This window comes from Thermobispora bispora DSM 43833 (genome assembly GCF_000092645.1).
GTDB classification, from domain to species: domain Bacteria; phylum Actinomycetota; class Actinomycetes; order Streptosporangiales; family Streptosporangiaceae; genus Thermobispora; species Thermobispora bispora.
In genome coordinates, this window is record NC_014165.1 from 1,237,126 (window position 1) to 1,250,209 (window position 13,084).

Annotated in this window: 12 protein-coding genes; 10 read left to right on the top strand and 2 right to left on the bottom strand. The window is 72.2% G+C overall.

Annotated elements, in window-relative coordinates; genetic code table 11:
• Nucleotides 1-16: 16 nt before the first annotated feature.
• The 9 genes from TBIS_RS05455 (at nucleotide 17) to TBIS_RS05495 (ending at nucleotide 10,086) form a co-directional block, all read left to right on the top strand.
• Nucleotides 17-1,327, top strand: coding sequence for an ABC transporter substrate-binding protein (locus TBIS_RS05455; protein WP_013131345.1), 1,311 nt, complete (start codon nucleotides 17-19; stop codon nucleotides 1,325-1,327).
• 74 nt (nucleotides 1,328-1,401) lie between these two features.
• Nucleotides 1,402-2,565 (top strand): enolase C-terminal domain-like protein, encoded by a 1,164-nt coding sequence (locus TBIS_RS05460; RefSeq protein ID WP_013131346.1) that lies wholly within the window; start codon nucleotides 1,402-1,404, stop codon nucleotides 2,563-2,565.
• Between the two features lie 45 nt (nucleotides 2,566-2,610).
• On the top strand, nucleotides 2,611-3,384 hold the full coding sequence (locus TBIS_RS05465; protein ID WP_013131347.1) for an IclR family transcriptional regulator: 774 nt from the start codon (nucleotides 2,611-2,613) through the stop codon (nucleotides 3,382-3,384).
• 72 nt (nucleotides 3,385-3,456) lie between these two features.
• The gene (locus TBIS_RS05470) at nucleotides 3,457-5,979 is read left to right on the top strand and encodes an FtsK/SpoIIIE family DNA translocase (RefSeq protein ID WP_013131348.1); all 2,523 of its coding nucleotides are present in this window, start codon (nucleotides 3,457-3,459) and stop codon (nucleotides 5,977-5,979) included.
• Nucleotides 5,980-6,083: 104 nt separating this feature from the next.
• Nucleotides 6,084-6,815, top strand: a complete 732-nt coding sequence (locus TBIS_RS05475) for a helix-turn-helix domain-containing protein (protein ID WP_013131349.1) — start codon at nucleotides 6,084-6,086, stop codon at nucleotides 6,813-6,815.
• 29 nt (nucleotides 6,816-6,844) lie between these two features.
• On the top strand, nucleotides 6,845-8,266 hold the full coding sequence (rimO, locus tag TBIS_RS05480; RefSeq protein ID WP_013131350.1) for a 30S ribosomal protein S12 methylthiotransferase RimO: 1,422 nt from the start codon (nucleotides 6,845-6,847) through the stop codon (nucleotides 8,264-8,266).
• The gene (pgsA, locus tag TBIS_RS05485) at nucleotides 8,263-8,976 is read left to right on the top strand and encodes a CDP-diacylglycerol--glycerol-3-phosphate 3-phosphatidyltransferase (protein WP_013131351.1); all 714 of its coding nucleotides are present in this window, start codon (nucleotides 8,263-8,265) and stop codon (nucleotides 8,974-8,976) included. The genes rimO and pgsA overlap by 4 nt, the downstream gene beginning before the upstream one ends.
• On the top strand, nucleotides 8,973-9,467 hold the full coding sequence (locus tag TBIS_RS05490) for a CinA family protein (protein ID WP_013131352.1): 495 nt from the start codon (nucleotides 8,973-8,975) through the stop codon (nucleotides 9,465-9,467). The genes pgsA and TBIS_RS05490 overlap by 4 nt, the downstream gene beginning before the upstream one ends.
• A gap of 250 nt (nucleotides 9,468-9,717) precedes the next feature.
• Nucleotides 9,718-10,086, top strand: coding sequence for a helix-turn-helix domain-containing protein (locus TBIS_RS05495; RefSeq protein WP_013131353.1), 369 nt, complete (start codon nucleotides 9,718-9,720; stop codon nucleotides 10,084-10,086).
• On the opposite strand, the gene TBIS_RS05500 is transcribed toward TBIS_RS05495, so the two are convergent.
• Both TBIS_RS05500 and TBIS_RS05505 read right to left on the bottom strand, forming a co-directional pair.
• Nucleotides 10,083-10,868 carry an Fpg/Nei family DNA glycosylase gene (locus tag TBIS_RS05500; protein WP_013131354.1) on the bottom strand — a complete coding sequence of 262 codons (786 nt, stop codon included), beginning with the start codon at nucleotides 10,866-10,868 and terminating at the stop codon, nucleotides 10,083-10,085. The genes TBIS_RS05495 and TBIS_RS05500 overlap by 4 nt on opposite strands.
• 19 nt (nucleotides 10,869-10,887) lie before the next feature.
• Nucleotides 10,888-11,352, bottom strand: a complete 465-nt coding sequence (locus tag TBIS_RS05505; RefSeq protein ID WP_013131355.1) for an RrF2 family transcriptional regulator — start codon at nucleotides 11,350-11,352, stop codon at nucleotides 10,888-10,890.
• 336 nt (nucleotides 11,353-11,688) lie between these two features.
• Here TBIS_RS05505 and TBIS_RS05510 point away from each other — a divergent pair, with 336 nt between their 5' ends.
• Nucleotides 11,689-12,867, top strand: a complete 1,179-nt coding sequence (locus TBIS_RS05510) for an ROK family transcriptional regulator (RefSeq protein ID WP_013131356.1) — start codon at nucleotides 11,689-11,691, stop codon at nucleotides 12,865-12,867.
• The last annotated feature ends 217 nt before the right edge of the window (nucleotides 12,868-13,084 follow it).

Sequence of the window (13,084 nt, forward strand, 5' to 3'; positions counted from 1 at the left end):
CCCCTGGAGGAACCAGATGAGATCCACTCAGAGCACCGCCGTGGGGCGCCGCCTCCTGCGCGCGGCGGCCTGCGCCCTCCTCGCCGTGATCGTCGCCGCGTGCGGCTCCACCGGCCCCAGCGAATCGGGCAAGGTGACGATCACCTTCTGGGACAACAACGGGGGCGTCCGGACCCCGATCTACAAGGAGCTGATCAAGCGCTTCGAGCAGGCCAACCCGGACATCCGCGTCGAGTACGTCGGCATCCCCATCTCCTCGGTCCAGCAGAAGTACGACACCGCGGTCGCCGGCGGGGACACCCCGGACGTCGGCGGCGTCACCACCTCCTACCTCGCCAACCTCGTCGGCCAGCAGGCCCTCGAGCCGGCCGAGGACTGGCTCGCCAAGAGCTCGGTGAACGGCAAGCTCGCCCCCGCCATGCTCGAGGCCGCGCGCAAGGCCTCCCCGGACGGGAAGCTCTACCTGGTCCCGAACACCTCCAACCTGGACGTGATCTGGTACCTCAAGGACCGGCTTCCCGAGCCGCCGAAGACCTGGGACGAGTTCTTCGCCGCGGCCGACCGGCTGACCAAGGCCCCCGACGAGTACGGCTACACCATCCGCGGCGGCGCCGGATCGATCTTCCAGATCCTCGCCGAGATGTACGCCTACTCGGGCGTGACCGAGTTCTTCGACGCCTCGGGCAAGAGCACGGTCAACCACCCGGACAACGTCGAGTTCCTCACCAAGATGGCGGCGATCTACAAGAAGAACACCCCGGCCGCCGACGTCACCAACGACTTCGCCAAGATGGTCGCCCAGTTCGGCACCGGCAAGATCGCGATGATGCACCACAACCTGGGCTCGTACAACGACCACGTGAAGGCCCACGGTGCCGACAAGATCGGCGCGGTCGCCCTCCCGGTCGGCCCGTCGGGGCGGCGCACGATCGTCGCCAACCCCGTCGACGGCTTCGCGGTCTTCAAGAACAGCGAGCACAAGGAGGCGGCCTGGAGGTTCGTCGAGTTCCTCGTCTCCCATGAGGCCAACAGCTACTGGAACGAGCAGGTCGGGCAGATCCCCGCGAACACCGAGGCCCAGGCCGACCCGTGGGTGTCGCAGCTCCCGCACCTGAAGATGGCCGTCGAGACCCTCGAGGACCCGAACACGGTGGTGGTCTCGCCGCCCTACCACCTGCCGCAGTTCTCCTCGATCACCAAGTCCGAGACCGAGCCGCTCTTCCAGAAGGTGCTGCTCGGCGAGATGCGGCCCAAGGAGTTCCTCGACACGCTCGCCCAGAAGCTCACCGACGCCCAGGCCGAGTGGAACCGGGCCCAGTGCGGATGAGACCCGCGGGCGGGCCGGCGCCAGCCCGGCCCGCCCCACCCCGTCCCACCGGCTCAGCGGAGAAGGGAGGCCCGATGGCGGTCATCGAACGCGTCGTGGTGACGGTCTTCACCACGGTCACCCACTCCTACGTCGACGAGCACGGGCACCGGCACCCCGGGCCGCCGCGCGAGGTGACGGAGGCGCTGCTGACGATCACCGACGCCGACGGGGCCTCCGGCCACTGCCTCACCAAGCCCGACACCGTGCGCGAGGCGGTGGTCGGCGGCTACCTCGGCCCCGCGCTGCTCGGCGAGGAGGGGTTCGACCGGGAGCGGCTCTGGCACCGGATGGCCCGCCGGCAGCGGGGCTCGCAGGGCGCGTTCTCCGACCGCGCGCTCAGCGCGGCCGACCAGGCGCTGTGGGACCTCGCCGGGCGCCGGCTCGGCCTGCCGGTGTGGCGGCTCCTCGGCGGCGCGCGGGCGGAGGTGCCCGCGTACGCGAGCACCATGTGCGGGGACGACATCCCCGGCGGGCTCGCCACCCCCGAGGACTACGCGAACTTCGCCAAGGAGCTGGTGGCCCGCGGGTACCGCGCCATCGAGCTGCACACCTGGATGCCTCCGCTCCCGCACGGGGTGGACCGGGACATCGCGGCGTGCACCGCGGTGCGCGAGGCGGTCGGGCCGGACATCGAGCTCATGCTCGACAGCTACCACTGGTACTCCCGGTCCGAGGCGCTCACCCTCGGCCGGGCCCTCGACGAGCTCGGCTTCGCCTGGTTCGAGGAGCCGATGGAGGAGGCCTCGGTCCAGTCCTACCGGTGGCTCGCCGAACAGCTCCGCACGCCGATCATCGGCCCGGAGACCGCGTGGGGCAAGCACATGGCGCGGGCCGAGTGGGTGGTGGCCGGGGCCTGCGACATCCTCCGGGTGGGGGTGGTCGGGTCCGGCGGCATCACCCCCGCGCTCAAGGCCGTCCACCTCGCCGAGTCGTTCGGCATGGACTGCGAGATCCACGGCAACGGCTCGGGCGCGCTCGCCGTGATCGGCGCCACCCTCAGCGGGCGCTGGTACGAGCGGGGCCTGCTCCACCCGCACTCCGACTACGACACGCCACCGCCCCACCTGCGCTCGATCGTCGACCCCCTGGTGGACGGGAAGGTCCGGATGCCCACGGCGCCCGGGCTCGGCGACGACATCGATCACGATTACATCGCGGCCCGCACCGTGGCGACCTGGGAGAGCCGGCTCCGCTAGCACACTCACAATAGGAGGCGAAGGCGGGCCAGGGGAGGTGCACAAGTGGCGGGAACGGTGCCCCACGTCAAATCGGCGCTCCGGACGGTCGAACTGCTGGACTTCTTCGCCCAGCACCCCGGGCTGCACAGTCTCACCGACATCCACGGCAAGCTCGGCTACCCGAAGAGCAGCCTCCACGCGCTGCTGCGGACCCTCGTCGACCTGGGCTGGGTGGAGACCGACGCCACCGGAACGCTCTACCGGATCGGCATGCGGGCCCTGCTCGTCGGCGCGACCTACATCGACGGCGACGCGGTCGTCCAGCTCTCCCGGGACGCGCTCGACTGGCTGGCCGAGGCGACGGGGGAGACCGTCCACCTCGCCCGGCTCGACCACTCCGACGTCGTCTACCTCGCCACCCGGGCCTCCCGCCACTACCTGCGGCCGTTCTCGCGCGTCGGCCGCCGCCTCCCGGCGAGCACCACCGCGCTGGGCAAGGCGATCCTGGCGACCCGCGACGACGAGGAGGTGCTCCGCATCCTGCCCGCCGAGCTCCCCAGGCTCACCCGGAACACGATCGTGGACCGGGACGAGCTCCTCGCCGAGCTGCGGGAGATCCGGGAGCGCGGGTACGCGATCGACCGGGAGGAGAACACCGAAGGGCTGCGCTGCTTCGGCGTCGCCCTGCGGCTCACCGACCCGCCCCGGGACGCGATCAGCTGCTCGATCCCGGTGCCGCGGCTCACCCCGGACCGGGAGCAGGACATCGTCGCCTGCCTGATCGAGGCGCGGGAGCGGATCGAGCGCCTCCTCATGCGGGAACGCCGAGCGATCTAGCGGCCAACGCGGGCAATCCGGGCTCGGCGCGTCACGCTGATATCCGGCGTTCTTCCCGGTAACTTCGGCATCATGGCCACCCGTACGTCCGGACAGGGGCCCGGCAAGCGCCCCACGCGCCCCGGGCCTCGTACGGCTTCCGCGAAGCGCCCCCCGGCCCCCCGGGCGGGATCGAAGGCCAAGGTCCCGCCGAAGGCGGCCCGCAAGCGCCCCGTCGCCGCGGGCCACGACCCGATCAGCTTCTTCTTCCTGATCATCGGCAAGATCGTCATCGGCGTGTGGCTGCTGCTCGCGCGCTCCGTCGGGGCGGCCGCGCGGGCGCTCGGCCGGGAGGCGCGCGACCTCGACCCGGCGCACCGGCGCGACGGCCTCGGCCTCTCCGTGCTCGCCGGCGCGATCGTGCTCGCCGCGATGATCTGGCGGGAGTCGAAGACCGGCGTGGCGGCCGTGGTCGACGCGGTCGTCCGCGGCACGGTCGGCTCCCTCGCCTGGGCGGTGCCGATCTTCCTCGCGCTGCTCGCCTGGCGGGTGCTCCGGCACCCGGACCGGGGCGCGGAGACCGGGCGGATGGGGATCGGCTGGATCGCCCTGGTCGTCGGGATCCTCGGGATCGTGCACGTCGCCCACGGCACGCCGTACCCGGCGGGCGGCCCGAACGACGGGATGGACAAGGTCGCGGCGGCCGGGGGCATGCTCGGCTTCCTCGCCGCGGCGCCGCCGGCGAGCATCCTGCCGGACTTCATCACGATCCCGTTGCTCATGATGCTCTCCGGGTTCGGCCTGCTGGTGATCACCGCGACGCCGATCTACCGGATCCCCGAGCGCATCGCCGAGATCCGGCAGCTCATCTTCCAGCGGCCGAAGGCGGACGAGGACACCCGGCCGGCCACCCCGCGCCGCCGGACCCGGCGGCCCGCGGCGGACCGGCGCCCCGGCGAGGGCGACAAGCCGTACGACACGCCGGTGCTCACCGAGAAGGACCACTCCCCGGAGATCATCCCGGGCCTCGTGGACGAGCCGCCCGCCGCGGCGGAGGAGCGCCCCGAGCCCAAGCCGGAGCCGCCGCGGGAGCCTCCGCTGCCGACCGAGCCGCCGAAGAAGGCCGAACAGCTCGAGCTCACCCAGCAGGAGGGGACCTACCGGCTCCCCGAGCTGCGGCTGCTCAAGCCGGGCACCCCGCCCAAGCCGGCCACCCAGGCGAACCGGGACGTGGTCAACGCGCTCACCAGCGTGCTCGAGCAGTTCTCGGTCGACGCCCAGGTGGTCGGGTTCACCCGCGGTCCGACGGTCACCCGGTACGAGATCGAGCTCGGCCCCGCGGTGAAGGTGGAGAAGGTCACCGCGCTGGCGAAGAACATCGCCTACGCGGTCAAGTCCGCCGACGTGCGGATCCTCTCCCCGATCCCCGGCAAGTCGGCGATCGGGGTGGAGATCCCCAACCCCGACAAGGACCTGGTGTCCCTGGGGGACGTGCTGCGCTCGCCGGTGGCCCAGGCCGAGCACCACCCGATGATCGTCGGGCTCGGCAAGGACGTCGAGGGCCGGACCATCGTCGCCAACCTGGCGAAGATGCCGCACATCCTCATCGCGGGCGCCACCGGCGCGGGCAAGTCGACCTGCATCAACGGCCTGATCACGTCGATCCTCATGCGGGCCACCCCGGACGAGGTCCGCATGGTGCTCATCGACCCCAAGCGGGTGGAGCTCAACATTTACGACGGGATCCCCCACCTCATCACGCCGATCATCACCAACCCGAAGAAGGCCGCGGAGGCCCTCGAATGGGTGGTCGGCGAGATGGACCGCCGCTACGACGACCTGGCGGCGAGCAACTTCCGGCACATCGACGACTTCAACCGGGCGGTGCGCGAGGGCACGCTCGTGGCGCCGCCGGGGAGCGAGCGGGTCTACCGCCCCTACCCGTACCTGCTGGTGATCATCGACGAGCTCGCCGACCTCATGATGGTCGCCCCCCGGGACGTGGAGGACTCCATCGTCCGGATCACCCAGCTCGCCCGGGCGGCCGGCATCCACCTCGTGATCGCCACCCAGCGGCCCTCGGTGGACGTGGTCACCGGCCTCATCAAGGCCAACGTGCCGTCCCGGCTCGCCTTCGCCACCTCCTCCCTCGCGGACTCGCGGGTCATCATCGACCAGCCGGGGGCGGAGAAGCTCGTCGGGCAGGGCGACGCGCTCTTCCTGCCGATGGGCGCGAGCAAGCCCATCCGCCTGCAGAACGCCTACGTCTCCGAGCAGGAGATCGCCGCGGTCGTCGCCCACTGCAAGGCGCAGATGCGGCCCGAGTACCGGGAGGACGTCGTGGCCCCGGCCACGGCGAAGCGCGAGATCGACGAGGACATCGGCGACGACCTCGACCTGCTGTGCCAGGCCGCCGAGCTGATCGTCACGAGCCAGTTCGGCTCGACCTCGATGCTCCAGCGCAAGCTCCGGATCGGGTTCGCCAAGGCGGGCCGGCTCATGGACCTGCTGGAGCGGCGCGGCGTCGTCGGGCCGAGCGAGGGCTCCAAGGCCCGCGAGGTGCTGGTGAAACCCGAGGATCTTCCGGCGCTCCTGGCGGAATTGCGCGGCGAATGACCGTGCTCTGGGTATACCTCCCTGTACTGAGCGTAGTCGAGCCATGTCCATGCGGCTCCGCGGATGCGGGCGAGCCGAGAGCTCGGACAGGGAGCTGATGACGGATGAGCGTTGGCACAGTGATGGCGGAGGCGCGACAGGAGGCCGGGCTGACCGTGGCCCAGCTCAGCGAGCGCACGCGCATCCGCGAGGCGATCATCGAAGGGATCGAGCGGGACGATTTCTCCTCGTGCGGGGGTGACTTCTACGCCCGCGGGCATATCCGGGCGATCGCGTCCGCCCTCGGGCTCGACCCGGAGGCGATGGTCCGGCAGTACGAGGCCGAGACCCGCGGCAGCTACCAGCCGGTCCGCGCCGCGGAGGTGTTCAAGGCGGACCGCCTGCTCTCGGGCGGGATGCGCCGGTCGGGGTGGACGGCGGTGATCGCGGTGGCCGCCGCCCTGGTCGCCGTGTTCGCGCTCACCCGGCTGTTCGGCGGGTCGGCGGAGGAGACGGTGAAGCAGGCCCCGGCCGCGGGGCAGGTGCAGAACGCGGTCTCCAAGCCGGAGCGCGCGGCGCCCGCCGCGCCCGCGGCGCCCGAGCGGGTGACCGTGAAGATCTCCACGGTGCGGCCCGCCTGGCTGAACGTGCAGGACGCCAAGGGGAAGGAACTGTTCGAGGGGGTGCTCCCGGGCGGCAAGACCAGCACCTGGACCTCGAAGAGCCGGCTGCGGATCACGTTCGGTGACGCCGGGGCGGTCAAGGTCGAGGTGAACGGCCGGCAGCTCGGCAGCCCGGGCCGGGACGGCCAGATGGTGCGGCGGACCTACGGCCCGCAGAGCCCGGCTCCCCGCTGAGGCCAGACTCCCGATACCGTAGTTCCATCATGTCCTCTCGCCGAACCGTATCGCTGATCACGCTGGGCTGCGCCCGCAACGAGGTCGACTCCGAGGAGCTCGCGGCGCGGCTCGAGGCCGCCGGCTGGCGGCTGTCCGACGACGATCCCGACGTGATCGTCGTCAATACCTGCGGCTTCATCGATTCGGCGAAGAAGGAATCGATCGACACCCTGCTCGCCGCGGCCGATTCCGGGGCCAAGGTGGTGGCCGCCGGCTGCCTGGCCGAGCGGTACGGCAAGGAGCTCGCCGAGGCGCTCCCCGAGGCCACCGTGATCTCCTTCGACGACTACGCGGAGATCGGCGACCGCCTCGACGACGTGCTCGCCGGCCGGCCGCTCCGGCCGCACACCCCGCGGGACCGGCGCAGGCTCCTGCCCATCACCCCCGTGGACCGGTCGGCCGCGCGAGCGCGGATCCCCGGCCACGGCGCGCGGGCGGACGAGCCGCTGCCGGAGGGCGTGGCCCCCGCGAGCGGCCCGCGCACGCTCCGCAAGCGGCTGACCGGCGGCCCGGTCGCGCCGATCAAGCTCGCCTCGGGGTGCGATCGGCGCTGCGCGTTCTGCGCGATCCCGGCATTCCGCGGCGCGTACGTGTCACGGCCGCCGGAGGACCTGATCGCGGAGGCGCGCTGGCTCGCCGAGCAGGGCGTTAAGGAGATCGTGCTCGTCAGCGAGAACTCCACCTCGTACGGCAAGGACCTGGGCGACCTGCGGGCGCTGGAGAGGCTGCTGCCCAAGCTCGCCGCGACCGAGGGGATCGAGCGGGTCCGGGTCAACTACCTGCAGCCGGCCGAGCTGCGGCCCAGCCTGATCGAGATGCTCACCTCGACCCCGGGCGTGGCGCCGTACTTCGACCTGTCCTTCCAGCACGCGAGCGGCCCGCTGCTCCGCCGCATGCGGCGGTTCGGCGACGCGCGCCGGTTCCTCGACCTCCTCGAGCGGATCAGGGAGCGCGCACCCGAGGCGGGGATCCGGTCCAACTTCATCGTCGGCTTCCCCGGGGAGACCGAGGAGGACTTCGCGGAGCTGAAGGGCTTCCTGGAGGAGGCGCGGCTCGACGTGATCGGCGTCTTCGGGTACTCCGACGAGGAGGGCACCGAGGCGTACGGCTTCCCCGACAAGCTCGACCAGGACACGATCGACGAGCGGGTGGCCGAGCTGAGCGCCCTCGCCGACGAGCTGATGGCCCAGCGGGCCGAGGAGCGCATCGGGACCGAGCTGGAGATCCTCATCGAGGAGGACCTGGGCGACGGCGGCTATGAGGGCCGCGCCGCGCACCAGGGCCCGGAGGTCGACGGTACGGTCACCGTGCAGGGCGGCAGCGGCCTGAGGCCCGGCCAGATCGTGCAGGCCGTGGCCGTCGGCTCCGAGGGGGTCGACCTGGTCGCCCGAGTCAAGGCCGGCACATGAGGGAACGCGGCGAGCCACCGGCCGAGGCGGCGCGGCCGCCCGAGACGGCGTGCGCCGGGCAGCCGCCGGCCCCGGACGCGGAGCCGGCCCCGGCCATCCCGGCGCTCACGGTGACCGGTGCGCCCCCGGCCGGGATCGGGGTGCCACCGCGCGAGGGCCGGGTGAGCCCGTGGAACATCGCGAACGTGCTCACCGTGGTCCGCCTGGTGCTCGTCCCGCTGTTCGTGGCCTTCCTGCTCCTCGACGGCACGGGCTGGCGGATCGCCGCGCTCGTTCTCTTCCTCCTCGCCTCGGTCACCGATCAGCTCGACGGCTGGCTCGCCCGCCGGTACGCGCTGATCACGGATTTCGGGAAGATCGCCGACCCCATCGCGGACAAGGCGCTGATCGGCGCGGCGCTGGTCTGCCTCTCCTTCCTCGGTGAGCTGCCCTGGTGGATCACCGTGGTCATCCTCGGCCGGGAGGCCGGGGTGACCCTGCTCCGCTTCCTGGTGATCCGGCACGGCGTGATCCCGGCGAGCTACGGCGGCAAGGTCAAGACCGTGCTGCAGATCGTGGCGATCGCCCTCTACATCCTCCCCGGGGCGCCGCACTGGGCGCGGCTGGCCGCGATCTATCCCGCGGTGGCCGTGACCCTCGGGACCGGCGTTGACTACGTGGTCCGCGCGATCAGGCTGCGCCGGATGGCGAAGCTGGCACGCACGTCATGAGGCATCTGGCCGCGCAGGTATTGTCGATACTGGTCCGGTTGAAAGCGACGGTGTCCGTGGCCGAGTCGCTCACCGGCGGTCTGCTGGGCGCCACCCTGACCGACGTCCCCGGGGCGTCCGCCGCATTCCGAGGCGGAGTGATCGCCTACGCGACCGAGGTGAAGGCGAGTGTGCTCGGCGTCCCGGCCGAGCTGCTGGCGCGCGAGGGAGCGGTGCACCCCGAGGTCGCGGCGGCGATGGCCGCCGGGGTGCGCGAGCTCACCCGTTCCGATTACGGGATCGGGCTGACCGGGGTGGCGGGCCCGGAGCCCCAGGACGGCAAGCCGGTGGGCACGGTGCACATCGCCCTGTGCGGCCCCGGCGGCCGCACCTGGCACCGCGATCTCCGGCTGACCGGGGGCCGGGAGGAGATCAGGCGGGAGTCCTGCGCGGAGGCTTTGGGCCTTTTGGCAGGTGTGCTCCGGGCAAAACTTGGGGAACAATCCGGGTGATCACCGCGTTACGTCACCAGCGAACACACTCGCCACGGGCTGCCGCGGTGTCGTCCTCTACAGGTACGGTGAAGCTGTGATTGAGGTCCGTGAGGCATCGGCGAGCAAGAGAACCACTCGCCCGGCGAGGGGGCCGAGCGATCCGATGGTGACGGCGAGGAGAACGTCCCAAAAGCGTGCGAAGGGTGGGCGGCGCGAGCCCACCACCGGCGCGTCCGCCAAGGCGCGCCCTGCGGGGAGGGAGCGACAGATGATCCTGCTGCGTCACCTGCTCGGCGACGTACTGCGGCGGCTGCGGGTTCGGCAGAATCGCACCCTCCGCGAGGTCTCCACGCTGGCGCGGGTCTCGCTCGGCTACCTCTCGGAGGTCGAGCGCGGGCAGAAGGAGGCCTCCTCCGAGCTGCTCGCCGCGATCTGCGCCGCGCTGGGCGTGCCGCTCTCCCAGGTGCTGCGCGAGGTCTCCGACCAGTTCGCCCTCGCCGAGCTTCAGGACGCCCCCGTGCTCGCCGACGTGCCGGAGCGGGAGCGGCTGCCGGTGGCGGACACCATGCCCCCGGCGGAGTTCACCGGGGAGTTCTCCGAGTACACGCCCGAGGTCAAGGACATGGTCGCCGCCTAGGACGGCTGGCAGACCGGGCACCAGTAGATCAGCCGTTCGTCCGGCGCGGTCCCCAGCTCGCCGCGGCTGATCGGGGTGCCGCAGCGGCGGCAGGGGCGGCCGGCCCTGCCGTACACGAAGAGCTCACGTCCCCGGCGGCGGTCACCGGTGGAGACCGGTAGCGGCTGGTCCTTGGCCGCGTCCAGCAGCTCACGGGCGATGGCCGCCAGCGCCTCCAGCTCGTCCACGGGGATGGAACCGGCCGCGCGCCAGGGCGACATGCGCGCGGCGAACAGCGTCTCGGCCCGCCAGATCGTGCCGAGCCCGGCCAGATTCCGCTGATCGAGCAGTGCCTCACCGATCGCCCGCCCGGGAGCGCGCGCGAGGTTCCGCGCGGCCCACGCGGCGTCCCAGTCCGGCCCGAGCGGGTCGGGCCCGAGATGACCGACCACCCGATCCTCACGGTCCGTGGGGAGCAGCTCCGTCACCCCCAGCCGGATGCCGACCGCCTGCCAGGTCTCATTGGCGAGGATCAGCCGCACCACATCGCCCCCCGGGATCGGCCGGCCGGCCCGATCGATCCGCCACCGTCCGTCCATGCGCAGGTGGGTGTGGATGGTGAGCCCGCCCTCCACCCGGGTGAGCAGGTGCTTGCCGCGGGAGACGGTGGTGAGCACGGCACGCCCGCGCAGGTCCGCGGTCGCATGGCGGGGCACCCGGAACTCGGACCGGGTGAGCACCCGGCCGTCGAGGCTCTCGCGGAGCCGCTTCGCGGCCCGGTAGACGGCGTCGCCCTCGGGCATGGCCCCGCCTACCGGAGCGTCACACCGGGGTCCGGGAGCGCCATGCGGCGGGGTCCGCGGCCAGCTCCTCGACCTCCGGCGGCAGCTCGCCCTTGGCGACGTGCTCGAGCGTGACGCGTTCGAGAATCGCCCGTTCGCTCGCCCGGAGCGCGATCCATACCCGCTGCAGGGCGTGGGCGGCGCCCGTGTACCCGACCTCCTCGGGACGTTCTCCGCGGACGTTGGCGAGCGGTCCGTCGACCGCGCGGATCACATCGGCCAACGTGATCTGATTGGCCGGCCGGGCCAGGACGTAACCCCCCTCCGGACCCCGCTGTCCCCGGACCAGGCCGGCCCGGCGCATCTGCAGCAGGATGTTCTCGAGATATTTCGGGGGCATGTCCTGCCCCTGAGCAAGCTCGCCCACCGTGGTTGGCCCATCGCCCGCGGCGGCGAGCTCGGCCGCGGCACGGAGAGCGTAGTCGACACGGGCAGAAAGTCGCATGTAGTCGATTATCCCGCCTGGTAGGGGCTGGTTCTGCGCGCGGGTCCCGGGACCGGAGCGGTGACCCGCGGTGACCGTAATCGCGGCCGGTTCGATGACCGGAACGGCGACCGGCGCGCGACCGGTACGGCCCGGGCTATCGCATCCGCGGACAGGGGGAGCGCAAGCGCCCGGACCGGCGTAGCGTGTGAGGTGACGGGCATGGCCGGGACGCAGTTCCGGGTCGGGCGGATGCCGCATCCGGCCGGGTAAGCTAGCAGGAAAGTTTATTGACTATTTCCCGTCGGAAGCCCTGACGAGCAGGGAAGACGGGGAGCGACGATAGCGAGCGGGAGCATGGTGCGACGTCCAGGCGTGCCGAGGCTGCTGCGGGAGATCAACGACCGGGCCGCCCTCGAGCTGCTGCTCACCTCCGGGCCGCTGACCCGGGGGCAGATCGGTGAGCTGACCGGGCTCTCCAAGGTCACCGCCTCGCAGACGCTCGCCAGGCTGGAACGGCGCGGTCTGGTGCAGGTCGTCGGCGAGCAGGCGGGCAACCGGGGACCCAACGCGGCGCTCTACGGCATCGTCCCGTCCTGTGCCTACGTCGCCGGCCTCGACGTCGGCCCGGAGCGGATCACCGCCGCGATCGCCGACGTCAACGGCGACCTGGCCGCCGAGGTGACCATCACCCCCGATGAGGAGGAGGACCCGGTCCGGCTCGTGCACAAGGCGATCGCGAAGGCCTGCCGGTCCGCGAAGGTCGCGATGAGCCGGCTGCGCGGCATCGTGGTCGGCGCCCCGGGAGTGGTGGACCCGGGAACCGGGGACGTCCGGTTCTCCTTCGACCTCCCGCACTGGCACGAGGGCGTGCAGCAGTCCCTCGCCAAGGACCTGCGCCGGGACGTCACCATCGAGAACGACGTCAACCTCGTCGCCCTCGCCGAGCGCGCCACCGGCGCCGCCCGGGACGTGGACGACTTCGTGCTCCTGTGGATCGGCCGCGGCATCGGCCTCGCCATCGTCCTCGGCGGCCGGCTGCACCGCGGCACGTCGGGCTACGCCGGGGAGATCGGCTACCTCCCCGTGCCCGGCGTCCCGCTCGCCGAGGACATCAAGGCCACCCCGGGCCGGCTGCCGTCGCTCGCCGGCGGCTTCCAGTCGCTCGTCAGCGCCGAGGCGGTGACCGAGCTCGCCCACGAGCACGGCTTCACCGGGGCGACCGCCGCCGAGTGCGTGACCGCCGCGGTCGCCGCGGGGGAGCGGGGTGAGCGGCTGCTCGACGAGATCGCCTCACGGCTCGCGCTCGGCGTGGCCTCGGTGTGCGTCGTGCTCGACCCCGGGCTGGTGGTGCTCTCCGGTGAGGTGGGGCTCGCCGGCGGGACGAGCCTCACCACCCGGGTGGAGGAGGCGGTGGCGCGCATCTGCCCCATCCGGCCGCGGGTGGTCACCAGCACGGTCGAGGGCAACCCGGTGCTCCGCGGCGCGGTGCTCGCCGCGCTCGAGCAGGCCCGGGAAGAGATCTTCTCGCTGTGAGAGGCGCCGCTCGGCTCTGGTGCTGAGAGGCCGCGCGCGTTCTTGCTCTGAGAGGTGCTGCTCGGCTTTCGTTGTGAAAGACCGCGCCCGGTCTCGTACTGAGGGGCGGCGCCCGCCTCTCGTTCTCAGCGACGGCGCCCGGGTCTCGCCCTGAGGGCGGTGCCGGGCTTACGCCTAAGAGGGTGCCGGGCTTACGCCTGAGAGGCGGCGCCCGGCG